The sequence below is a fragment of the Dolichospermum sp. LEGE 00240 genome, assembly GCF_015207875.1.
Classification (GTDB): Bacteria; Cyanobacteriota; Cyanobacteriia; order Cyanobacteriales; family Nostocaceae; genus Dolichospermum; species Dolichospermum gracile.
In genome coordinates this window covers 15,040-40,523 of record NZ_JADEVZ010000045.1, presented here as the reverse complement: position 1 = coordinate 40,523, position 25,484 = coordinate 15,040, and the positions used below count along the sequence as shown (strand labels likewise).

Genomic DNA, 25,484 nt, shown 5'->3' with positions numbered 1-25,484 from the left:
CCCCCTGCCCCCTGCCCCCTGCCTACTTTTCCGAACGGGCATAATCATCTTGATAGCGAATAATATCATCTTCTCCGAGATATTCGCCATTTTGGACTTCAATTAAAACCAAGGGAATCACACCGGGATTTTCTAACCGATGGGTTGTACATTGGGGGACATAGGTTGATTGATTATTGCTTAATAAGATTTCTCTGTCGCCACAAACTACTTTAGCTGTACCGGAAACAACAATCCAGTGTTCACTGCGGTGGTGGTGCATTTGTAGGCTGAGGCGATGTCCGGGCTTTACTTCAATTCGCTTAATTTTATATCCGCGCCCTTCTTCTAAGACTGTGAAAGAACCCCAAGGACGTAATTCACCAGCGGCAATACTTCTAGAATTAATTGTTGGTTGCAGAGTGAGAGTATTTGGGGCAGTTTCTGATAATTTAGCCATAGTTACCTCAGATGAAGACATAACAAACTGGTTTTTAGTGGGAACAGTTGATGGAAAAGGGACAAGATTTAGCCACTTTGATAAAGATAGCAAAACTCTCCATTGAACGGTAAAGTCCCTTGCGGAAACTAATTTGTCTACATAAAGTCTTCATCAAAAAAATAATGGATTATGTAGGGTTTGCGGAAAAGTTATTTGTGAGGGCTAGGAGTTCAGGAGTCAGGAGTTCAGGAGTTCAGGAGTTCAGGAGTCAGGAGTTCAGGAGTCAGGAGTTCAGGAGTTCAGGAGTCAGGAGTTCAGGAGTCAGGAGTTCAGGAGGAAGAAGAAAGAAGAAAGAATTGTTTTCACCAATTACCAATTACCAATTACCAATTACCTGTTCCCTGTTCCCTGTTCCCTTGCTATAACGACAATTTTCAACGCCAAGCTACTTACTTAGAAGTTTTTGGTGATATGAAAATCCCAATACCATTGTGAACACGGGCTGCTGTGTTAGGAGAACGGTCAAGTAACTGACCGCCTAAATAAAGACTGGTAGAACTACCACCGTCTAAATTTAAAGCATTAATACAACCCATTGTTTGCATTAATTTTGCTTGTTCTGCCAAAGTTGGACCACCACCACCAGCCCGACTATGTACAGCAGCAATCATAAGATTACCCGTGGAAGTGGTACAAATACTGCTGCGAACTGCTTGACTTGTCATGAAAGCAGGGCTGAATGTTTCTGCTGGTCCATCCAGAACTATTTGCCGATTTTGGACTAATAGAGGACCTGCACCAATAATGTGAGGGTAGCGACTAAATTCAGGTGTGGTAGTGGCGCTCGTCAGGGAGACTTTTGTGCCAATAGGTAGTTGTGGAGTCTGGTTACGGAAGATGAGGAGATAGCCATTTTCGGGAATGGGAATAGCCGTTATACCACTTTTACCTCCTGCTAACTGATTCCTTACTTGATTGTTTTCGACAACTACGATAGTTTCATTATCAGCTAAGGGTGTATAAGTATTTCCCCAGGCTGGAGTATAACGAGCGATACCGCGTTGAACATAGCCAGTATTAAGTAAAGAAATGGGTAATCGTTGATTATTGTTGGTAATTAGGGTTTCTGTAAGGGTGAGGCGACCAAAATAGAATTGTCCGTTATTATTCCAAGCGATCGCTCCTCGGTTGAGAATTGGACCGGATATCCATTGATTATCTTGCCGAATTGCGCCTAAAGGTAATCTATTATTGCGGTTAAAATAACCACCATTAATTGCGGCTACTGCTAAGTAATTTTGAGCAGTTTGGATTAAAGGGGCTGTACCAGTTAATGTTTGCGGATTAGTTAATATAGGCTTAATGCTTAATCCCATTGCACGAGGATTAATATCTAACCAAACCACAGGAAAGCGATCCGTTCCTAAAGTTACCCACTGCTGTCGCCATTGTAATCCCTGCGCCCAAGTAATAGTTTTTTCCACCATTGCATCAGGTCTAATATCTATCACTAAGCGGTTGGGTTGGGGAATAGTGCTAACTTGTACAGACAGACCAAAGGGAACACTCAAACGAACAATTGTTTGATTATTCACTAATTCCACTTTTTGAATTATTGATGGGGGAGTTGGTTGTGTAGTAGGTTGAGAGTTATAGCGTTGTATTAAAGCCGGATCAGCAGTACCATCTAGGGTGATAGTCCATTCTCGATTGGGTGGTGTGGTAGATTTAGGGATAATCTCATCAGGATCTACTACTCTTTTAACTGGTAATTCTTGGCGAATTTGCCAAGGAGTCGCCATATCCAAATCTAAAACAACCCTATCTCCTTTTGGTTGTTTACCTACGCGAATGTTTTTGAGTTGGGAAGGAGGAGTAACAACTACCAAGGTATTGCCATTGGCTTGAATTTTCCATCCCCGTTTAAGTGCTAATTGAGTAATGTCTAAATAGCGATATCCTCCACTAAGACTTGTATTAAGAATGGGGGGATTTGTCAAGCCAGAAAACCATTGGACTGGTTGTTTACTAGGATTACTACTATTGAGTAGATTTATTCCTAGCAGTTGATTAAGTGCGCCATCACTCAGATAAGTTTGTCCTTTAACGGTGGTTGTTGTTGGCTGTAACCATGCACCTGGTAAAGTCCGGCCATTGAGAATAATTTGATTACCAGCACTAACCGCATTGGGAACGGGCGTTGGTAAACTAGGAGTATCTTGAGCCAATGCCCCATAAGTAGCAGTCAAACACAGCACTGTTGACAGTAGCGGTAATACAGAATTCAGTATTTTCAGAATCATTGACTCGGTATGTGGGAACGTGATTATGCAAAACCCAGCGATTAGAAATCGCGGCTACACAGGCAAAACCCACCTTCGTGGGTTAAAAACCTTGACTTTTCATTAGTCCACGTTAGCGTAGCGTTCCGAAGGAATGGGTGGACTTCGTTTGTGTAGTAGCGAATTATATTCGCCATCAACTTTTCAAACATCCTCTAACGAAAATCTATCAGAAAATTTAAAAAATAATTACCTTTTTTAGAAATATTCGTGATACTATTTAAACTGGGTTTTTGTCTCTTATTCAAAGTAGCAAACAACTATCATGCTAAAAATACTAACTGCAATTGTTTTAAATAATACAAATTAATTGGAGACTGCTGTGAGTAACCCAGCCTTAAAGGGACTGAGCTTGCAAGATTAGTCAAGCAAGCTGTGCTGACCAGACCACCCTGAGCTTACCTGAGTTCGACATAAGATAATTTTTGGAAAACTGCCCCAAATATGAGTCTCAAACCCTGATGATCTCGTTGAAAAAATCATAACTCTGTTCGCGTAGCGTCTCCTAAGGAGAAACTCCGTTCGCGTAGCGTCTCCTAAGGAGAAACTCCTAACACCGAACTCAGGTGAGCTTAGTCTCATGGTAGCCGTGATTTGAGTCACGACACCTTGGAATGGGAAAGTCCTTCGGGGTTCAGCAGTCGCTCATGGGGGAAACCCCCCGGCGCTGCTTCCCTTGATATTATCGGGGGTTAAAGGTGAAATTCGGACACCCTTATCTCTAAAATTTTAGGTTTTGGGGTTTGAATCTAAAATCTGAAGTTCCTGTGGTTGATAATAAATAAACAGCCAAAATACAGGGAAAATATAGATATGTTTTAGGAATTGTCAAATGGGCATATAGTGAAAATAGGCTAATTTTCGGGAGCTATCAGTAATCAGCTAAGAACAAGAATAGCTTACATGGTGATCAGCCGTGAGCAAAAAACTGCAAACTTCAAAACCGTTGGATTTACAGGTTCTTATGGATTAGGGTAGTTTGTCTTTACAGTGCATTAAACAAATAAAAAATAAATAGGCATTGGTAGCACAGCTTTGGCTAAAAGTCAAGCTAAAATTGTTATCTCTAAACTTTGGTAATTACAGCAGATTGCAGATTAATGAGGTACAGGATCTAAATTCAAAGCCGGACAGCAAGCCAGTTTTATTCCTGACTCCTAACTCCTGACTCCTGCTGTATGTATTTTTATCCAGTGCCAAAACTGAGAAAATTTCCCTCTAGCAGTAATAACAACATCTGTACCTCACCATTTTCAGGAATAGAGTATGAATCATCAACCATCAAATCAGGGTCAGCAAATTATAGTGTCAGATACTAATTTTTCAGATGCATATCCAGGGCAAAAATGGTTAGTAGAAGAAAGGGATGCTTGTGGAGTCGGGTTTATTACCCATCGTCAAAATATTGCCAGTCATGAAATTTTGGATAAAGCTTTAACTGCTTTAACTTGCTTAGAACATAGAGGGGGTTGTAGTGCTGACCAAGATTCTGGAGATGGTGCGGGGATATTAACAGCGATTCCTTGGGAATTATTGGCACAAGATAACAATCATGGCATTGATTTTGCCAAGTTGAGTAATATGGCTGTGGGGATGGTATTTTTTCCCCAAGATAAAATAGCCGCCAAAGCTGCTAAAACTGCATTTGAGCAAATAGCAGCAGAAGAAAAATTAACTATTCTGGGCTGGCGAGTAGTTCCAGTACGTCCTGAAATATTAGGGGTACAAGCAAAAGAAAATCAGCCGCAAATAGAACAAGTGATCATTTATTGTGCTGATAAAAGCGGCGATGAGCTAGAAAGAGAATTGTACATTGCCCGTCGTCGAATTATGCAAGCGGGCAGAAAAATTTCTGAAGATTTCTATGTTTGTTCTTTATCTAGTCGCACAATTGTTTATAAAGGCATGGTGCGTTCCGCTGTTTTGGGGGATTTTTACGAAGACTTAAAAAATCCGGCTTTTAAAGTGGCATTTGCGGTATATCATCGCCGCTTTAGTACCAATACTATGCCTAAATGGCCGTTAGCCCAACCTATGCGGCTATTAGGTCATAATGGAGAAATTAATACTCTGTTGGGGAATATTAATTGGATGATGGCACGGGAAGCTACTTTGAGTCATCCGATTTGGGAAGATAGGTTTGAGGAACTCAAGCCAGTGGTGAACATTGACAATAGTGATTCCGCTACTTTAGATAATGTACTAGAGTTGTTGGTGCGATCGGGACGTAGCCCCCTAGAAGGGTTAATGATGATGGTTCCTGAAGCTTACAAAAATCAACCTTCCTTGGCTGAATATCCAGAAATTGTGGATTTTTATGAATATTATAGCGGTCTGCAAGAAGCATGGGATGGACCAGCACTGTTAGTATTTAGCGATGGCAAAAAAGTTGGAGCGACATTAGATCGTAATGGTTTAAGACCTGCGCGTTATGTCATTACCAAAGATGATTATATTGTTGTTGCCTCCGAAGCTGGAGTTGTGGATTTCCCAGAAGAAAACATTCTCGAAAAAGGTAGACTCGGACCTGGACAAATGATTGCGGTAGATTTAAACACCCAGGAAATTTTAAAGAACTGGGAGATTAAACAGCGCATTGCTAAACAACATCCTTATGGGGAATGGTTGCAACAACACCGTCTGGAATTGAGGAACTTAGTTAAAGGCCATATATTAGTTAATGGTAACGGTAATGGACACCATAGCCTCAGTAATGGCAATGAACATTTATCACCAACTCCTGAGAAAATTGATACGCAACTGTTATTACAGCAGCAAATAGCCTTTGGTTACACCATAGAAGATGTAGAAATGGTGATTCATCCTATGGCTAGTACCGGTGCAGAAGCAACTTTCTGTATGGGGGATGATATTCCTTTGGCTGTATTGTCAGAAAAACCCCATTTGCTGTATGACTATTTTAAACAGCGATTTGCCCAAGTTACTAACCCAGCCATTGACCCATTACGGGAAAAGTTGGTGATGTCTTTAACTGTGGAGTTGGGTGAAAAGGGGAATTTATTAGAACCTAAACCAGAATACGCCCGCAGACTCAAGTTGGAGTCACCTGTCCTGACTCAGACAGAATTAGAAACTATTAAGTTGTCAGGATTTGCAACGGCTGAATTGTCAACTTTATTTCCCATAGCCACAGGACCAGATGGTTTAAAAACGGCTGTGGAATCTTTGCAAGAACAAGCTGCGGAATCGGTGCGGGCTGGTGCGAAGATTCTCATATTAAGTGACAGAACAGATACAGGGATTGCGGCAGAATATACTTATATTCCTCCTTTATTAGCCATTGGTGCGGTTCACCATCACTTAATCCGTGAAGGGTTACGGATGAAAACATCCTTAATTGTGGATACAGCCCAATGTTGGAGTACCCATCATTTTGCTTGTTTGCTGGGTTATGGTGCGGGGGCGGTTTGTCCTTACATGGCCCTAGATACTGTTACCGCTTGGTGGGCTGAACCCAAAACCCAACAGTTTATGGAAAGGGGTAAAATCGCCAGACTGACTTTAGATCAAGCCGTAGAAAATTATCGCAAAGCTGTAGAATCTGGGTTGCTGAAAATCCTCTCGAAGATGGGAATTTCTCTACTTTCCAGCTATCAAGCGGCGCAAATATTTGAAGCTATTGGGATTGGTGGTGATTTGTTGGCTTTGGGTTTCCGGGGAACAACTTCCCGCATTGGTGGTTTAAGTGTGAGTGAGTTAGCGCAAGAGGTGTTATCTTTCCACCGTAAGGCTTTCCCGGAATTGACGGCGAAAAAGTTGGAAAACTTAGGTTTTGTGCAATACCGTCCCGGTGGTGAATACCACATGAATAGCCCAGAATTGGCGAAGTCGCTGCATAAGGCGGTTAATGGTAAGCAGTATGACCATTATGAAGTTTATAAACAACATCTGCACAATCGTCCGGTAACGGCGTTGCGTGATTTGCTAGATTTCCATAGCGAGCGCTCGTCAATTCCTCTAGAAGAGGTAGAATCAGTTAGTGATATTGTGAAGCGTTTCTGTACGGGTGGGATGTCTTTAGGGGCGTTATCCCGGGAGGCACATGAAACTTTAGCGATCGCTATGAATCGCATTGGTGGTAAATCTAATTCTGGTGAAGGTGGGGAAGATCCCGTTCGTTACAATATTTTGAGAGATGTGGATACTAACGGTAAATCGCCTACTCTCCCCCATCTCAATGGGTTGCGGAATGGTGACAGGGCTGCAAGTGCCATTAGACAAATTGCATCGGGACGGTTCGGTGTTACTCCCCAATACTTAGCTACAGCCCAACAACTGGAAATTAAAATTGCCCAAGGTGCAAAACCAGGGGAAGGTGGACAACTACCTGGACCGAAAGTAAGCCCCTATATTGCCATGTTGCGCCGTTCTAAACCCGGTGTCACATTGATTTCACCACCACCCCACCATGATATTTATTCCATTGAAGACTTAGCCCAGTTAATTTTTGACTTGCACCAAATTAACCCTAAAGCCCAAGTTTCCGTGAAATTAGTGGCAGAAATCGGGATTGGCACAATTGCGGCGGGTGTAGCTAAAGCTAACGCCGATATTATCCAAATTTCGGGACATGATGGCGGTACTGGTGCATCACCCCTTTCTTCAATTAAACACGCGGGTAGTCCTTGGGAATTGGGGTTAACGGAAGTACATCGGGTATTGATGGAAAACAGTTTGCGCGATCGCGTCATCTTGCGTGTAGATGGTGGTCTCAAAAGCGGCTGGGATGTCCTGATTGGGGCGTTAATGGGGGCAGAGGAGTTCGGCTTCGGTTCCATAGCCATGATTGCGGAAGGCTGCATTATGGCGCGGATTTGCCACACTAATAACTGTCCTGTGGGTGTAGCTTCTCAGAAGGAAGAACTGCGGAAACGCTTTACTGGCATTCCTGAACACGTTGTTAACTTCTTCTACTTCATTGCGGAAGAGGTGCGGAGTCTGTTGGCTAAATTGGGCTATCGTTCTTTATCAGAGGTAATTGGTAGGGCTGATTTATTAACAGTCCGTTCTGAAATCAAATTGAATAAAACCCAGGCTTTGAATTTAGATTGTTTAACTAAACTACCAGATGCAAAAGTTAATCGCAGTTGGTTAACACATGAGAAGGTTCATAGCAATGGACCTGTTTTAGATGATCAATTACTAGCTGATGCCGATATTCAAGCTGCTATTGGCAATCATGGCACAGTTAGTAAAACCCTCCCGGTTGTAAATACCGATAGAACAGTTGGTGCAAGGTTAACTGGGGCGATCGCTCATAAATACGGTGACGACGGCTTCAAGGGGCAAATTAACCTCAATTTCGAGGGTAGTGTAGGGCAAAGCTTCGGTGCATTTAACCTCGATGGTGTCACCCTCACCCTAGTTGGTGAAGCTAACGACTATGTAGGCAAAGGTATGAACGGTGGGGAGATTATTATTAAGCCCCCAACCAATGCCACCTACAACCCAGCCCAAAACGTAATTGTGGGGAATACTTGCCTTTATGGTGCAACAGGTGGGGCGTTATTTGCCAATGGGTTGGCTGGAGAACGGTTTGCGGTGCGGAACTCCAAAGGAACAGCGGTAATTGAAGGGGCTGGAGATCACTGCTGCGAGTATATGACTGGTGGTGTAATTGTGGTTCTGGGTAAAGCTGGCCGCAACGTGGGCGCAGGTATGACAGGCGGTTTAGCCTATTTCCTTGATGAAGTCGGTAATTTCCCTGATTTTGTCAATCATGCGATCGTCAAAGTGCAACGGGTTGTGAGTGAGGCGGGAGTAAACCAATTATATGAGTTAATTCAAACTCATGCCCGGAAAACTGGTTCACCCAAGGCACAGGAAATTATTGCTAATTGGGAATCATACTTACCTAAATTCTGGCAATTAGTACCACCTTCTGAATCTGATAGTCCAGAAGCCAAAGTAGCAGAAAAACAATTGAGTTCTGTGTAATTTGTCTGAATCAGGATGTCCAGGATTTGAGGATTTACAGGATTTAATTAAATACTTTATCTGTATTTATCCTGTTCATCCTCTTAATCCTTTTTTGTCAGAATCAGGATCTACAGGATTTGAGGATTTCCAGGATTTAATTAATAGGGCTTGCTAAATAAATCTGAAAACTCTACAGGTAAAGGGTTTTAGATATTTTGAAGTTCAAAAAGTGTCAGCTTTTAGGAGGTGACAACTGAAAAACCGTTCGGCTGACGCTCACGGCCAAGCCTGGCATTTAATTTCTGGTTAAAGAAAAAATCTGATAGTGGTTGAGATTCGTGCATCCATCAAAGCAACTTTACTCGAAGCTGATAACTACGAAATTACATCACGGGAAAAAACACCCCTAGCAAAAACAGTACGCACTTGTTAACCCTATTTTGGGCGCAGGGTCTGCGCCCCTACTGGCTTTGGTTATAAAATATTTGGATTTAATGTAGGGGTAGCGCCTCCGTGCCTATCCCGGTATTTGAGGCAACCACGGGGGGTTTGCCCCTACAAAATTGATTGGTTTAGTAATTTTGAAAATGTTCAATGAATAGAGTTGGTTGTAGCCAATTTTTTACCGTAACTAATAGCAATAAAGCCGGTTACATACATAAATAAACTGTAAACCGCAGCCGGTACTGCCATATCAGGATTGTTGAGTAGTCCAGCCGTAATTGCGATCGCTAATGTGCCATTCTGAATACCAACCTCGATGGCAATGCAGATTTGTTGAGGAGGATTGAGTTTAAACACCTTGCTAATATAAAATCCCGCCAAGATTGAGATCACATTTAACAGCACAACCGCAACTCCAACTTGGAGAATAAATTCGGGGATACTGTTCCACTCACGAATGATGAGCATGAGTATAATTAGCGCCAGCAAACCAACTGCGAGGCGGTTAGTCAGTTTTTCCAAACGACGGGCAATTTCGGGAAATAGCTGCCCCATTCCCATTCCCAATCCGATAGGCAAAAGCGTCATCAGAAAAATTTGTCCTATTGTTGCCCCAATCGGTAGGGTAATCGCCGCAGTTTCGCCAATGTAGTGCTGGTATGCAAGGTTTCCTAACAGCGGAATTGTAAATACTGTAATCACACTACTAAAAGCAGTCAGTGTGACTGAAAGTGCAACATCACCTTGAGCGAGGAATGTAAATATATTTGAGGATGCTCCACCTGGGCAAAGTGCCACTATCATTAACCCCATTGCCATTGTCGGTTGCATGGGGACAACTTTAGTAATCACAAAACCAATAATAGGTAAAAAAATTAACTGACTGATTAAGCCAATTGAGACGGCTTTCGGATATTTCCTTACCCGTTGGAAATCTTCGGGTGCAAGAGATAAACCCATTCCCAGCATAATGATAGCCAAAGCTATTGGTAACATAACTTTAGTCAATAAGCTTGCTTCCATAATCAATTTTGGATGAATAATACAAAAAGATAATATCAGACTGTGATTTCCTTCTAGATAACAGGGGTCAATGGTGGAACATCTGCAAACTGGTAACTTATGATTAGCGATCGCATAGGACACAATTGCGAGAAACTAAGAATAGGTCTATTAAAATTAGGAGAATCTCATGGCTTGGACTCAAGTTTTAGCTGCTAACGCACTGACTGCTGGTGCGCGGGAAGTAGTCAAAGTGGGCGATCGCAAGATCTTACTCTTAAACCACGAAAATCAGCTTTATGCTGTAGATGATACCTGCCCTCACTTAAAAATGTCTTTGAAAAAAGGAAAAATTGAAGATGGGGCGATAGTTTGTCCCTTCCACCGCAGTGCATTTGACTTGGGTAATGGAGAAGTAAAAACTTGGTGTCCCTTCCCACCCGTAGTTGGTAAATTACTGTCAATGGTTTCCTCGGAAAAAACCCTACCAACCTATCCTATCAAAGTGGAAGCAGGCAACATTTTAATTGATGTCTAACCAGTTATAATAGCAAAAGTAGCGGCGCAGGGCCTGCGCCCATAAATCTGAATTTCACGATTAATTGATATCCTAACTACCTTGTCCGGTTCTCACTTTCTCATTTTTTCGTTCCCATACTCTGTATCCCACATTCTGCACCCACAACTGTCACACCCCAAGGAAAATCCCGTGAAAACTCATAAAAACTTGAATGGTAGTTTTGGTTTTGTCACCTTATTCATCTTAATTCACCTTAAAAATGAGTTTAAACATCTTTCACAAACTCCGTCAAGAATCTAAACGCCTTCAAAATATAATTGGCGCAATCTTGGGGCGAACTATTATAAAATGATGGCCATGCACTGGCTTTATCTTCATCATAATAATTGCTACGATGGGGATGAGTTTCTAACCACGCTAACCGGACAGCGTGACCGATTAACACATCTAAAACTATATATTCCTCAATTTGCAACTTAGGGTTATTAGCCACGATTGTAGCCAATTCCATCAAAGCTTCTACATTAACTTGGCGATATTCTGGAGCTTCAATTTTATTCAGCAAATGTTCAACTAACAAAGCAAAATTTCTTTCTCCTGCTGTCATTTCCGAAAGCATAATTTCACTTTCTAACCGATTTCGGCGTTCCAATTTATCACCAATAACTAAACCTTTGCAATGCTGCATTAATAGCCAAACTTGTTTAAAAAAGTCTTTGGGTACACGATTTAATGCCCCTTCTGCTTGACGAAATCTCCGCCAACCATCAGGAGGAACTTCTGCTTCTTCACTAATTACAGGTAGGACAACCCAAGCAATATCACTTTCTTTTTGTTTAACGTGCAATGATTCCTGTTGACGTAATAAACTACTCACCCCACTATATCCAGTTAACACTTGACGTAAACGCATTTTCACTTCAAAAGGTGATAATTGCATTAATCTTTCATAAGCTTCATCTTGGGTGAGGATGAATTCTCTGGCTATCTCGCTAGTAATTAAAAGAATCAAATAACCGACTCTTAATGTCAGAAATCCCCGAAATAATTCTGGTTCTGATTTGATTAATACACCAAGATAAATGAGAATTTCTTGGGTTAAAACTCTATCTCGTATATCCTCACGACAAAAGTTATTAATTTTCTCAGTAATTTCACTTCCAGATATAGGAACAACTATCAAAGAAGCTTGACTATAAGCCCTCCCAACTGCAATTTGCTTACCTTGCACCAAAATACTCGTTATCGCGTCTGATAAGCCAATATCGAGCATTTGGCGTAAACCCGCAGCCCGTCGCACCACCGCCCACAAACCTAAATCCCCGGCTTTAGTATAAACTTCATCAAGTAAATCGGCTACAGTGACAGCATGGGTAGGACCCGCATAGCCTGTATCAAATTCTAGACCCTGTAACCGAGTTAAAGTTTGCAGTAATTCAATTTGCTCATAAATATTTTCTGATGAGCGCAAATATTTTAATAATAGATCTAAGTTAGTTTCGCATTCCATTTGGAATTCTTGGGTATGTCCCAAAGACCAACTTTTTTCTAAATGAGAAGTCAGGTAATAACAACGGATTCCCCGATTTGCAACTGAGGATTGAGAGAATTGTGCATTTGACAAAAAATCAATTCTTTGAATTGCTGCTGTCAGCATTAATTGATTGAGTTTTCCTAATTTCACCTTGACTCCGTTACAAATACCATCTTTGAGTTCTTGCATTAATTCTAATAATGCTTCAGAACCAGTTTCTAGCATAGTTCGAGTAATCATTAAAGTCAAAGTCGGACGACCTAAATCACTCCAGCATTTTTGAATATAAGCCAATTCACCTCTAATTTGATCTACTAAAAAATGATAATCAAGAGTTAAATAAAACTGTTGAGAATCTAGAAATGATGGTAAAAAGACAACTGTTTGCTCTCGAATCCGAAAGAATCTTGATATCGTTAAACTTCTCAGTCTTCGCAAAGGACGACCCGTTAAACCCAATTGATCATTTCTGCCAATTTGCGTATAAATTTGGGAAAGTTCTTCGGATTTTCTAATTTGAATTGGTGCAACTTGGGTAGGAGTTTGAGTTTCAATTCCATATACTTCTAATTGCGTTTGTAGAGCTTCATCTTCTGCTATTAAAGCAATTTGAACTAAAGCACTGCGCTGTTTTCCGACGTTTAAATGTCTTCCTAAAGGATCAATATCTCCCAACGAGATTAAGCCTTCGCTTAACATTTTACCCAAATAATATAAGCTTTGCGCCCAAACTAAAGGAATATTTTCATTTGGTAATCTTAACTGAGACTGAGGATTTAATTTCTCAGCTTCTATATTTTCTTCAGGAACATAATAAATTTCTGGTAATAGCTGTAACCCATTCTGTTCTACCAACAATGATTCTAAAAGTTGCTGATATTTCTCAATTTGTGCTTGTTCACCCCGAAATAAACCATCAAGAACTAAATAAGTGAAAAATAAGGGCCATTCACATTCAATATGTTCAAATTGTTTAAGTTCACCAGGTTCATAGTGGAGGCGTTCTGTGTCTTCTAAAACGGTTTGATGTCCATCTCGCAAAAACCGTTTACAACCATATTTTCCCTCAAGTTTACTAATAATTTCATTCAAGGTGCGTTCTCGTAACTGCTCATCTTTCACCGCAAAAGCAGGATAACTAATAATACTTAATAACGCCGCATCAATTTCTTTAGAACCTGATTCTCTAGGTAATAATGATTCTAAAGTAATTCTGGCTCTAGCAATTTCATCTGGTAAAACATGAATTACTGATGCTTGACTACCATGAACACCAAATAAGTTTAATCCATTTATAGATTCTAAAGCTGCTTTAGCCATTCCCAAGGAACTAGCGTTTAATTCTGCACTACCATGATTAATTTTATTTCCCCGTTCCCAAATACCAAAATCCGGTGTTCTATAAGCTCGACCAATATAATAAACTAGGTTTTGGACAAAGTTCACTTCATCCAATGTAAAAATAATTGATAATCCACTGGCGGTCATTTGTGCCAACATTAATAAAAATATAGATGTCGCGTCAAGTTGCAAATGTCCCCATTCATCATCACCGACGACTATATCACCTGTAGCCGTATTATATTTGGCGTGAAGTCCATCTAATAGAGATTGTGTATGTTTAAATTTTTCAACTTTATGAGATTGTCGCATCATAGAAAACAACAACCCACGCATTAGCTTGACTACACTATGCTCTAGTTCATAAGTTCGCCCATCATCATGATCTAATTTGCGATAGGCTAAAGCTAAACCCCAAACTGCTAAAATACTATACACATTATCTCGCACCCAGGCATCCGTATAATCTCCATGAGCAGTAATAGCGGTACTCGCTGGTAATAAACCAGTAATGGGGTTTTGACGCGCTAAAATAATTGTCTTGATTTGCTGATAGTAAAAATCTAAGGAAGTTGGGGATGTGGTAGATGTAGTCATTATGGCGCTTTTACAGTGTGAGTTTGGAGATAGGGATGCGAAATATTCGAAATATTTGGGCGTTTACTTGGGGTGCTTTGGTGGGGGTTCTTGGCGGGTTAATCGGTTTGGGGGGTGCAGAGTTTCGGTTGCCTGTACTAATTAGCATTTTTAATTATCGCACTCTTCCGGCAATTATTATCAATCTCGTTGTTAGTTTAGTTACTGTTATCTGCTCATTTGTTTTTCGCAGCGGTGTTATTGGTATTGAAAATGTTGTTGCTCACTTTGCCATCATCATCAATATTTTAGCAGGATCTTTGATTGGTTCTTATATTGGAGTTTCTTACGCTACGCGAATTAATGAACGAATTTTAAATCGTGTTGTTGTGATTTTTCTGGTTTTATTAAGTTTTGTGCTAATTGGGCATAATTTTATATTTAGTGTTGGTAGTTTACAATTGCCAAGTTTGTTGAGAATCAGTATTGGATTTGTGGCGGGTATTGTGATTGGCATATTTAGTAGTATGCTTGGTGTAGCCGGTGGTGAGTTGATTATCCCCACGGTAATTTTGTTATTTGCAGTTGACATCAAATTGGCAGGAAGTTTGAGTCTGGCAATTAGCATTCCTACTATTATGATGGGTTTATTTAAATTCAGAAGTCAGCAACGATTACAGGAAATTAAATCAGACCAAAAGTTTATTGTTTTTATGGCTTCTGGTTCAATTCTTGGTGCTTTTATTGGCAGCAATTTGTTGAATTACATATCAAGTTCTTTACTGTATTTAATTTTAGGGACAATTCTCTTATTATCAGCGTTTAAATTAGCCAAGCATAGGCCATCTAGCTAATACTAATCTTCTGGACAATCAATAAAAAAGTTGTATAATTCATCCTGTGGGTGTATGTAAAAATTATTGGGAGGAGAATTTATTATAATATGCGACGTGACTCTATAATGCCAAAGTCGTAAAGTAGGGTGCGTTATGCCATCGCTAACATGGCGAATATGGTGATAGTGGGTTAAGATTGCCATTTTTAAACAAATACCCATAAATAAGGTGCGTTACATTTCATTAACGCACCCTACAATATCAGTCAAATTACAGTAATCGTTACACCTTCACTTTCATTCCCTAATCTATCCACAGCACATACCGCATAAGTCCCGGGTGGGACTGTCGCAAAGGTCGTACCAGCAGATAAAATGCGTTGAATTATCCAATTATTGTTATTTTGCAAATACAGAGTCCAAGAACGCACAGGTTGATTATCTCCCGGTTCCCAGTTTAATTTTCCATCCATAAACTTGAGATTTTTGGGAGGTGGTGGCGTGATGGAACTTTGCCATGACATAGTGGGAACTAAGGCAGGTGTGGGATAATCGGTTCTAAATTGGTCAGCAATGCCTTGACGATTTTCCTGAATACCCGTCATGCTGAAAAAGATATTACCCAAAGATAAACTACCTGCTAAATTCCGAGAAATCTGAATCTGCTTGACAATTTCGCTGTTTTTCCATTCCTTCCCATCTAGTTGTCCGAGATTGTTACCTGCATAGACATGACGCTGTTTGGTATTAATTTCTGTCCACCATTTCAGCAAAGTTTGATAACCTTGTTTGGTTTGGTCGGTACGCCAATAAAGTTGAGGAGCAATATAATCTATCCAGCCTTGCTGTAACCATTTTTTAGAATCTGCATAGAGAACATTATAGGCATCTAACCCGACAATTCCCGCAGGTTCTCCAGAACGATAAATACCAAAAGGACTAATTCCAAATTTCACATGAGGTTTGGTGGCTTTGATTCCTTGGGAAAGTCGCAATACCATTTGATTAACGTTTTCCCGTCGCCAATCTTCTAAACTCAGTTTACCGCCACTGGCTTTATAAGCTCCGTAGGTTTTATCATCGGGAAAAGGTTTACCAGATATGGGATAGGGGTAAAAATAATCATCTAAATGAATTGCATCTAAATCATAACGGCGAACAACATCAATAATGACATTGTACGCTCTGTCTTGAACAATTTTTGCACCGGGGTCCATCCATTGTTGAGTACCCCATTGATAAACAACTTCGGGATTTGTCACGGCAATGTGGGGACTAACTGGAGAAATTTTACTGTTAGCTCTAGCGCGGTAAGGATTAAACCAAGCGTGTAATTCAATATTGCGTTGATGACATTGGGCGATCGCAAACTCCAAAGGATCATAAAATGGACTTGGTGCTTTTCCCTGAGTTCCTGTTATCCAAGCACTCCAAGGTTCTAAGTCAGAAGCATATACAGCATCACCTTCCGGTCTCACCTGCAAAACTAAAGCGTTGAAATTCAAAGCTTGTAACTGTTTAATAATCGCCACCAATTCCGCTTTTTGCTGTTCCACAGACAGTCGTGGCTTAGAAGGCCAATCACTATTCCACACAGTCGCAACCCAAGCGCCTCGAAATTCTCGCCGATGATTTACCTTAACAGTCTTGGAGGTTGTCGGTTTAGGTGTAGGAATCGTTGTGGTTATAGATGCTGCAACAATATAATCAGAAGGAATTCTTTGCGCTTTTCCCAAATACACTAAAGCTTGATAAACCATTACTGCCACATCTGCACGAGTAGCGGCTGTTTTATAATTTAGTATTTTGACATTGGGATAATTCACCACCCAACCAGCACGAGTCGCCAAACCTATTTGATTAATTCCATAGTAAGGAATTAAAGATCCATCTTGATAAATTTCTGCCAGTTTACTCACTAAATCCAGGTCAACTTGACCAGCAATTCCCAAACCATTGACCATTGAGACTAAAGCATCACCCTTAGCAATACTTTCATCTATCCCAAACCGCTTGTTCGGATAACCCGTCAAAAATCCAGTTTCATAAACTTTCTTAATCGCGTTTATTGCCCAATGTGTATCAGGAACATCTCCAAAAGGGAGATATGCACGTTTAACTGGTTGGGAAAAAACTGAAGCGATAATGGCAGCAAATTCAGCGCGAGTTACAGGGTTATTGGGGCGACAAGTTCCATCAGGATAACCGCTGATAATCCGCCGTGCTGCTAAAGCTTCTATAAATGGTCGGGACCAATGATTTTGAATATCGGAGAATGTTATGGGAGTAGATACCATATTTAAGGAGATAGTTACATCTTCTGTTAATTTAGCAATTTTTAAGTCATAACTGCTAATTTTCTAGCAATGCAGTCAGACAGATAAGTTTTTTAAATCTCTCTTCTGCAAAAAAATCACATTTCTATGTTTGTTGAGAATATGCTCGGTTAATTCTCAAGATTATTGAGAATGAAATCAATAAGCCAACGATTTTACTAGGGTATTGACATCTGGAAATTTTATGTTATTGTCAAGATATATAATCTGGAAGTATTCATATCTAAAAATTAGGATTGCGGAAGGAAGGTTAATTTGTACAGTGTGTCATTCCTAGATGATACTCCTTGTCAATGCGTAAGTCCTATATCTTTATGCCAGAAGTTACACGGTTTTATGGAATAGTTATCAAAATTTTCTTTGCTGATCACCCACCTTCTCATTTTCATGCAGTTTACGGTGAGTATAATGCCTTAGTTGGTATTGAGTCTTTAAAAATTATTGAAGGAGATTTACCCAGTCGTGCTGAAAAAATGGTAATAGAATGGGCTACATTGTATCAGAAAGAACTGCTCAATATGTGGAATAGCCAAGAGTTTAATAAACTGCCACCTTTAAAATAATGGAGAGTTTTGATGAAACCTGCTCGTATTGTTTCTGCTCAAGCTATAGATGATCATAACTTGATCATTAAGTTTACAAATAACGAACTAAAAAAATATGATATCTCTAAATTATTAGATAACCCAATGTTTTCTCCTTTAAAAAATCCGGCATTTTTCAGAAATTTTATCATTGATTCAGGTGGTTATGCGTTGGTTTGGAATGAGGATATTGATATCAGTGAATATGAACTTTGGCAAAATGGAATCAGCATTACAAAGGAAGGTAACAGGGAACAGGGAACAGATAAAATCCAGTTTCATAAATTTTCTTAATCGCGTTTATTGCCCAATGTGTATCAGGAACATCTCCAAAAGGCAGATATGCACGTTTAACTGGTTGGGAAAAATGGCGTTGTTGAATTGAGGTATGAAATTCCCAAATTGAATCTTTAAAACTCAAACCTCAGTGCGTCTTTGCTACGGCAGTCGCTCATGGGGGAAACCCCCAAGACCGCGCTGCCTCGCCTTTGCGTGAGACTAAAATTCATACCCTTAATCAGCAACGCCCGAATTTACTAGGGTATTGACATCTGGAAATTTTATGCAATTGTCAAGATATATAATTGTATTCAAAAATTGATATAGCGGTATGCACTTGCATGAGATACATCATAGCCCCCTCATCGCTTGCGGGGAGGGGTTCTTGTATCTCACTCAATCGAGAACCGCTATATTCCAAAATCCAGGGAATAAATTCCCTGTCTTATAGCTAAAGTCGGTTAAAACCGACTATTAGGAACGTAAAGTTTTATTTTTTTAGTTTTATTGAGTATAATTTGTGATAAATTTATCACAACTTGACAAGTAATACCAGTTACCATGAATAATCGTCAGTTGCTAGAATTTAGCGAGTATGTATGCTTAGGGATATCAATATTGGGAACAATAGTAGCGACAGTGACGCAACAAGTAGTTTATGCGGTTATTCCCCTGAGTCTAAGTATAGCTTTAAATTTAGTCAATCGTCCTAAGTTGAATTATTCCCAATCACAAATTGAGCAATTACAGACAGGTTTGCAAAATATTACTGAAGAATTTCACCAAGTAGAAAAAACCATGAATACCTCTAATCAACGTTTGGAACAAATCGAAGCTTGGAGACAACAACTCAGCCAAATTACGATTTTTAGCAAGTGGCAGTGATGATACAATCATTAAACTGTGGGATTTAGCAACTCAGCAACATCGCACCCTTGCAGGCCATGGAAAATATTCTGGGTCTAGAGGGATTAATTCTCTAGCTTTTAGTCCAGATGGTAAATTTTTAGTAAGTGGTAGTGATGATAAAACTATTAAATTATGGGATGTAAATTTAGGAATAGAAGTTTTCACTTTTACAGGACACGAAGAAAGGGTTTATGCTGTTGCATTTAGTCCCTTGGGGAAAATTTTAGCCAGTGGAAGTAAAGACAAAACAGTTAAACTGTGGTCATTAGAAACAGGAAAAGAAGTTTACTCTTTCAAAAGTCATACCGATGATGTTTTATCTGTAACTTTTAGTCCCGACGGTAAACTATTAGCTAGTGGTGCAGGTGGTAATGATAAAACTATCAAAATTTTACAATTAGCTGAAAATAAAGTGAAAACTTTAACAGGACATTCTGATTGGTTTGGAGGGATTACATCTCTAGCATTTAGTCCCGACGGAAAAACTTTAATTAGTGGTAGTCAAGACAAAACTATTAAACTTTGGAATCTAGAAACTAGTCAAGAAATTAAAACTTTATCAGGACACTCTGATTATATTTGTGCCGTTGCATATAGTCCCAATGGACAGATTTTAGCGAGCGCTAGTAAAGATAAAACAGTGAAATTATGGTCAGTCGCTAGTGGTGAGGAAATTTCTAGCGTCAAATGTACTGATTCTGTAATTTCCTCAATTGCCTTCAGTCCAGATGGTAAAATATTAGCGGCTGGAAGTGGAGATACAACCATTACTGTATTTCCCATAGCATAACGTTGATTCTACAGGTAGGGTAAAGCATAAGCTAAACCCTTACACCTCTAGGTTTTGAGCGTTGCTAATAGCCATATTGAAGTAGAAAAAAGGAAAATTAAAAATCTTCACCTTTGCGCCTTTGCGCCTTTGCGTGAGACTAATTCATACTTTCATTCACCAACGCCATAATCAATAAAAACGGGGAAGTCTGCAATCTGAGGATTATTTAAATGCTGCTATATTTAAGAATTGAAAATTTCGCCTTAATTGATCATCTGGAATTGGATTTTGGTGCAGGTTTGAATGTATTAACAGGGGAAACCGGCGCAGGAAAATCAATCATATTAGATGCTATTGATGCGGTTTTAGGTGGTAAGGTCTCTAGTCGGGTGATTCGGACTGGCACAAATCGCGCTATCGTGGAGGCGACTTTTAGCGTTACTCCGCCCCTAGCTGCTTGGTTGAGTGAACAAGAAATTGATTTAACCGATGATCATGCTGTGATTATTAGTCGGGAAATTGCCACCACTAGCAGTAATATCCGTAGTAGATCAAGAATAAATGGAGTGCTGGTAAATCGCCCCTTAATGGCAGGATTACGAGACAGTTTAGTAGAAATTACGGCACAAGGGCAAACCGTACAAGTGGGACAATCTGCCCAAGTTCGAGATTGGTTAGATTTATATGGTGGTGATGCTTTGTTGCAAAAACGCCAAAATGTTGCCGCTGCTTTTATTCTATATCAACAAGCTCGGCAAGCGCTAGAAAAACGCCGCACATCAGAACGGGAACGGCTGCAACAATTAGATTTATTAACATATCAAGTACAAGAATTGGGTGCGGCTAATCTTGATGATGCCCAAGAAATGGAACAATTAAATCAAGAAAGAGAACGCCTCAATCATGTTGTGGATTTACAACAAATGAGTTACAAAGTTTATCAGGCTTTGTATCAAGATGATCAGGAAACTCGCACTGCTGCTGATTTATTAGCCGATGGAGAGATGACATTAACTCACATGGTGGAGTATGATCCTCAATTACAATCTCTCTTGGAATTAGTGCGGGATGCGATCGCAGCGGTGATGGAAGTGGGGAGACAAATTAATGCTTATGGAGAAGGACTAGAAGCAGATCCCCAGCGCTTGGAAGAATTGGATGAACGGATACGGGAATTAAAACAAATTTGTCGCAAATATGGACCAACTCTCACGGAAGCTATTTCTTATTATGAACGTATTCAAACTGAATTAGCTGAACTAAATAATAGTGAACAATCTATCGAAACTTTAGAACAACAAGAACAATTATATTTACAGGAACTCCAGCAAGTTAGTCAACAATTAACCCAATTACGTCAGCAAACTGCGGCTAATTTAGAATCTCGGTTATTAGCTGAACTCAAGCCGTTAGCAATGGATAAGGTGAAATTTCAAGTAGAAATCGTCCCCATTCCCCCCGCAGCTACAGGTGCAGATAAAATTACTTTTATGTTCAGTCCTAACCCCGGTGAACCTATCCAACCATTAACAGAAATTGCTTCTGGTGGAGAAATGAGCCGTTTTTTACTAGCTTTAAAAGCTTGTTTTAATCAAGGTAATGAAGTGGGAACCATGATATTTGATGAAATTGATGTGGGGGTTTCTGGTAGAGTTGCCCAAGCCATAGCAGAGAAATTGCACCAACTTAGTCAAGGACATCAGGTATTATGTGTAACTCATCAGCCTCTAGTTGCAGCAATGGCAGATCGTCATTTTCGTGTTGATAAATTAGTTATTAATAAAGCCAGAAATAGTAATGATGAACAGCGAACTGTGGTGAGAGTAACAAGTTTAGATAATTTAACTACCCGTCGGGAAGAATTGGCGCAGTTAGCTGGTGGTAAATCAGCAAATGAAGCAATTTCTTTTGCTGAATCTTTATTATTACAAGCTGCTAATCATCGGGAAAGGGGGAAATAGATGGTGAAATTGTCAGAATCAGGATATCCAGGATTTCAGGATTTTCAGGATTTTTTATAAGATTATAGAAATTTGGCGTTTTGGGTGTAAACGGGTTTGCATCCGCTACTATTAGATTCCCAAGAGGCATAAAAACCAATTTCCTTGGATGTTGACTCCGACAGAACAGAAAAAAAGACAAGGTAGGTTTCGTCTGTGTAACCGTGATTTCTAATCGCTTTTCAAATTACCTAAGTTCTCTATAAAATCTGCGTGTTCTACAGACTGTAAACCAGCTTGTAAAACATTCAACACAACTTGCATATTACCTGTTAATAATTCATTTACCGCTAACCATAAACCTGGAAATACCCGACTTTGTAAAACTCCCTCTTCATTAGGTGCTAATTCTAAATATTCACCTTCTTCTAAGGAAAACCAACTCAATTTTTGGTCTAAAACTTGCCAAACAATATATTCTTTGACTCCATTGCGACGATAAGCTTGTTTTTTGCCATGTAGGTCAATAGCTGCACTACTAGCAGCAATTTCTACCACCAACTCCGGCGCACCTTCAATATAATCGTCCTCACTAATTCGAGTTTGTCCACCTGCTTCTGGTATAATAATCAGAATTGCATCAGGTTGAGGTTCATTATCTAAATCTAGCCGGACTGTAGGTTCAACTCCTAATGCCACACCAGGAGTTAAAACTTCATAATTACCAATCCATGTTAAGATGCGACCATGAGGTTGTCCATGACTTCTAAAACGCAGAGCAGCGGGCATAATATAAACAATTCCTTCAATTAATTCAGCTTTTTTAGGTTTAGATGTTGTATTATATCGCCGTTCAAATTCATAACGGGTGAGTTTATCCCCGTTTGTTAAAGGAGGAATTGTTGAAGCCAGAAAGGGTATTTTTACCATAGTTTTTGTAATAAGTAATAAAGCCCTGAGTGTATCATAGCAAATTATTCACAATTTTCATTATCTAATTTTATTGTCTATAACATGACAACTTTCTTGACAGACTCCACAGATATAAATAGATTTAATTTATCGGCAAAATTAAACCCAAAACAAAGAAGTGAATTGGGTCAATTTATGACTCCTGCGACAGTTGCGAGATTGATGGCAGGACAATTTAACAATTTATCAGGTCATATTAATTTACTAGATCCTGGTGCTGGTGTTGGGTCTTTAACTGCTGCTTTTGTAGAGCGATTATTGACAAATTCTAATCAAGTTGAAAGTTGTTTTATCACAGCTTATGAAGTAGAAGCAAGCTTTATACCCTCGCTGCAAGAATGTCTTAATCACTGTTGTCAAGCCTTAAAAAATAGAGGGATTAAAGCAGATTATTGTTTACGAAATGAAAGCTTTATTGGAAGTATTACAGAAAACAATTTACCACTTTTTAATACTGATACTCAGAACTTTACCCATGCAATTCTAAATCCACCTTATAAAAAGATTAACAGTAAATCAATTGAGAAAAAAATACTGTCAAAGCTGGGAATTGAAACGGTAAATTTATATAGTGCATTTGTTTGGCTATCTATGTTACAACTTTCTATAAATGGAGAGATAGTGGCAATTACTCCGAGAAGCTTTTGTAATGGTAGTTATTTTCGTCCTTTTCGCCAAGCTTTTTTGGAAACAATGGTACTCCAAAATATTCATATATTTGAAAGTCGCTCATTAGCTTTTGCAGAAGATAATGTTTTACAAGAAAATATTATTTTTCATGCTACAAAAACAGAAATTAAACCTAAATTTATAGAAATAAGTATTAACTCAGAACAAGAATTAGATAGTTTTTCGGAAATGAGACTTGTTCCCTATAACCAAGTTATTGAAAAAAATGATCCTGAAATGTTTATCCATGTTATTACCAACTCTTTGGAAGATGCTTTAAAAGTGCAAATGGATAAATTTCCATCTACATTAGAAGAACTTAGTTTAGAAATTTCAACCGGTCCAGTTGTAGATTTTCGTCTCAAATCATCTTTAAGAAATTCCTTAGATGATCAAACAGTTCCCTTAATTTACCCAGAATCTATCAAACCAGGAAAAGTTTTATTTCCTCCCACAAAACCGAAAAAATCAATTGCTATTGAAAAGAATCAAGAAACACAAAAATGGTTAATTCCATCGGGTTGTTATGTTGTAATCAAACGGTTTTCTGCAAAGGAAGAAAAACGCCGTATTGTTGCTGCTGTATCTTTCCCCATAGATTCATCTGCACTGGGGATAGAAAATCATCTTAACTATTATCATGCTAAGGGAAAAGGAATGAATCTCGACTTAGCAAAAGGTTTAACAGCATTTCTCAATTCAACTTTATTTGATCAATACTTTCGCCTGTTTAGTGGTAATACACAAGTTAATGCTACAGACTTACGAAAAATTAAATACCCCTGTAAAAATGATTTAATAAAACTAGGAACACAAATTCATGAATCTGCGTTTGATCAAAATCAAATTGATCACCTTGTACATCAGAATCTATCAATTATGAGTGAAACAATCAACACAATTGAAGCTAGTAAACGTATTCAAGAAGCACTAACTATTCTTAAAGAAATTTCTGCACCGAAAGAACAGCAAAACGAAAGATCGGCACTTTGCTTACTTGCATTGGCGGATATTCGACCGGAAACTGCTTGGAATCAAGCAACAACACCCAAACGCAGAATTACTGAAATGATGGATTGGTTTCGTGATTTTTATGGAAAACAATACGCACCAAATACACGGGAAACAGTGAGAAGACAAACAATGCACCAGTTTGTACAAATGGGTTTAGTTGTGGAAAATCCAGATCAACCAGAACGACCAATTAATAGTCCTAAATGGTGTTATCAACTTCAGCAACAAGCACTTTCACTGATACAATCTTACGGTTCTGATCAGTGGGAAGAATCTCGTCATAATTATACTATTTCTGTCAAGAATTTATTGCAGGATAGAACTCGAAATATCCCCACAATTCCCGTTAGTTTACCCAATGGACAAGCAATTTATCTATCATCAGGTGGACAAAATAATTTAATCAAAGACATTTGAGAAAATTTTTGTCCCAGATTTACACCAGGAGGTTTGGTTCTTTATGTCGGTGATGCGGGGGATAAGTTCATTATTAATGAAATTCAAAAGTTTAGAGAAATAGGAATTGATTTAGATCCTCATGGTAAAATGCCAGATGTTGTAGTTTATTATCAACAACAGGACTGGCTAATATTAATAGAAGCTGTCACCAGTCATGGACCTGTGAATTTAAAACGACACAATGAATTAAAACAACTATTTCAGTCTAGTAGTAAGGGGTTAGTTTTTATGACTGCTTTTCCCCGTCGCAAGGAAATGACTCGATATTTAGCTGAGATTTCTTGGGAAACAGAAGTTTGGGTAGCAGACCAACCAGATCATTTAATTCATTTTAACGGAGAGAGATTTCTAGGACCATACAAAACCCGGTAAAATCCGTTTGGAAATTTTGATCCAAATATTTTGCAAATCATTAAGATTTATTGACTTAAACAACATAAATATTGTTTAAATAATCAGCCATAACCCAGTCAGCAACTAGGTTTCACCCTCTCTCACGTCAAATAACTTCGCAACAAACCTTATTTGTTCATAGCGGTTAGGTTTGAGAAAATCAGAAACGATTTAATAATCAAGCACTTATAGTTATTTGACT

15 protein-coding genes and 1 pseudogene are annotated in these 25,484 nt (G+C 39.2%); 10 read left to right on the top strand and 6 right to left on the bottom strand.

The annotated features are described in order from the left end of the window. Positions 1 to 22 precede the first annotated feature (22 nt). Complete coding sequence (locus tag IQ226_RS15430) at positions 23 to 439, bottom strand: phosphomannose isomerase type II C-terminal cupin domain (protein WP_193896737.1); 417 nt, start codon at positions 437 to 439, stop codon at positions 23 to 25. Positions 440 to 870: 431 nt separating this feature from the next. Further along, positions 871 to 2,724, bottom strand: coding sequence for a phosphodiester glycosidase family protein (locus tag IQ226_RS15425; RefSeq protein WP_193896734.1), 1,854 nt, complete (start codon positions 2,722 to 2,724; stop codon positions 871 to 873). A 1,305-nt stretch (positions 2,725 to 4,029) separates the two neighbouring features. On the opposite strand from IQ226_RS15425, the gene IQ226_RS15420 reads away from it, so the two are divergent. Further along, the gene (locus IQ226_RS15420; RefSeq protein ID WP_193896733.1) at positions 4,030 to 8,721 is read left to right on the top strand and encodes a glutamate synthase-related protein; all 4,692 of its coding nucleotides are present in this window, start codon (positions 4,030 to 4,032) and stop codon (positions 8,719 to 8,721) included. A 573-nt stretch (positions 8,722 to 9,294) separates the two neighbouring features. Here IQ226_RS15420 and IQ226_RS15415 read toward each other — a convergent pair. Beyond that, on the bottom strand, positions 9,295 to 10,188 hold the full coding sequence (locus IQ226_RS15415; protein ID WP_370567160.1) for a bile acid:sodium symporter family protein: 894 nt from the start codon (positions 10,186 to 10,188) through the stop codon (positions 9,295 to 9,297). Between the two features lie 151 nt (positions 10,189 to 10,339). Between IQ226_RS15415 and IQ226_RS15410 the strand changes: the two genes are divergently transcribed. Next, positions 10,340 to 10,687 carry a Rieske (2Fe-2S) protein gene (locus IQ226_RS15410; RefSeq protein ID WP_193896730.1) on the top strand — a complete coding sequence of 116 codons (348 nt, stop codon included), beginning with the start codon at positions 10,340 to 10,342 and terminating at the stop codon, positions 10,685 to 10,687. A 247-nt stretch (positions 10,688 to 10,934) separates the two neighbouring features. Here the strand turns inward: IQ226_RS15410 and IQ226_RS15405 are convergent, their stop codons facing one another. Then, positions 10,935 to 14,141 carry a glycoside hydrolase family 15 protein gene (locus IQ226_RS15405; protein WP_193896728.1) on the bottom strand — a complete coding sequence of 1,069 codons (3,207 nt, stop codon included), beginning with the start codon at positions 14,139 to 14,141 and terminating at the stop codon, positions 10,935 to 10,937. A 35-nt stretch (positions 14,142 to 14,176) separates the two neighbouring features. Between IQ226_RS15405 and IQ226_RS15400 the strand changes: the two genes are divergently transcribed. Continuing rightward, a complete protein-coding gene (locus tag IQ226_RS15400) occupies positions 14,177 to 14,974 on the top strand; it encodes a sulfite exporter TauE/SafE family protein (protein WP_228039470.1) in 798 nt (265 codons plus the stop codon). Positions 14,975 to 15,221: 247 nt separating this feature from the next. Here IQ226_RS15400 and IQ226_RS15395 read toward each other — a convergent pair whose 3' ends face one another. Continuing rightward, complete coding sequence (locus IQ226_RS15395; RefSeq protein ID WP_193896726.1) at positions 15,222 to 17,252, bottom strand: family 10 glycosylhydrolase; 2,031 nt, start codon at positions 17,250 to 17,252, stop codon at positions 15,222 to 15,224. Positions 17,253 to 17,605: 353 nt separating this feature from the next. Here IQ226_RS15395 and IQ226_RS15390 point away from each other — a divergent pair, with 353 nt between their 5' ends. The 5 genes from IQ226_RS15390 (at position 17,606) to recN (ending at position 21,796) form a co-directional block, all read left to right on the top strand. Next, positions 17,606 to 17,854, top strand: coding sequence for a DUF4160 domain-containing protein (locus tag IQ226_RS15390; RefSeq protein WP_193896724.1), 249 nt, complete (start codon positions 17,606 to 17,608; stop codon positions 17,852 to 17,854). Positions 17,855 to 17,866: 12 nt separating this feature from the next. Beyond that, a complete protein-coding gene (locus tag IQ226_RS15385) occupies positions 17,867 to 18,169 on the top strand; it encodes a DUF2442 domain-containing protein (RefSeq protein ID WP_096663747.1) in 303 nt (100 codons plus the stop codon). Between the two features lie 546 nt (positions 18,170 to 18,715). Beyond that, positions 18,716 to 19,039 carry a hypothetical protein gene (locus IQ226_RS25195; protein WP_228039469.1) on the top strand — a complete coding sequence of 108 codons (324 nt, stop codon included), beginning with the start codon at positions 18,716 to 18,718 and terminating at the stop codon, positions 19,037 to 19,039. Next, positions 18,957 to 19,853, top strand: coding sequence for a WD40 repeat domain-containing protein (locus IQ226_RS15380; RefSeq protein ID WP_370567159.1), 897 nt, complete (start codon positions 18,957 to 18,959; stop codon positions 19,851 to 19,853). The genes IQ226_RS25195 and IQ226_RS15380 overlap by 83 nt, the downstream gene beginning before the upstream one ends. Before the next feature lie 212 nt (positions 19,854 to 20,065). Then, positions 20,066 to 21,796: a DNA repair protein RecN gene (gene recN, locus IQ226_RS15375; protein ID WP_193896722.1), complete on the top strand. Its 1,731-nt coding sequence runs from the start codon at positions 20,066 to 20,068 to the stop codon at positions 21,794 to 21,796. A 210-nt stretch (positions 21,797 to 22,006) separates the two neighbouring features. Here recN and IQ226_RS15370 read toward each other — a convergent pair whose 3' ends face one another. Continuing rightward, entirely contained in the window at positions 22,007 to 22,705 is a 699-nt protein-coding gene (locus IQ226_RS15370; protein WP_193896720.1) for a Uma2 family endonuclease, read from the bottom strand. A gap of 84 nt (positions 22,706 to 22,789) precedes the next feature. Here IQ226_RS15370 and IQ226_RS15365 point away from each other — a divergent pair, with 84 nt between their 5' ends. Together IQ226_RS15365 and IQ226_RS25190 are read left to right on the top strand one after the other, a co-directional pair. Further along, entirely contained in the window at positions 22,790 to 24,847 is a 2,058-nt protein-coding gene (locus tag IQ226_RS15365) for an Eco57I restriction-modification methylase domain-containing protein (protein WP_228039468.1), read from the top strand. A 12-nt stretch (positions 24,848 to 24,859) separates the two neighbouring features. Next, a pseudogene (locus IQ226_RS25190) lies at positions 24,860 to 25,261 on the top strand (BsuBI/PstI family type II restriction endonuclease); the annotation flags it as partial. Positions 25,262 to 25,484: the final 223 nt, after the last annotated feature.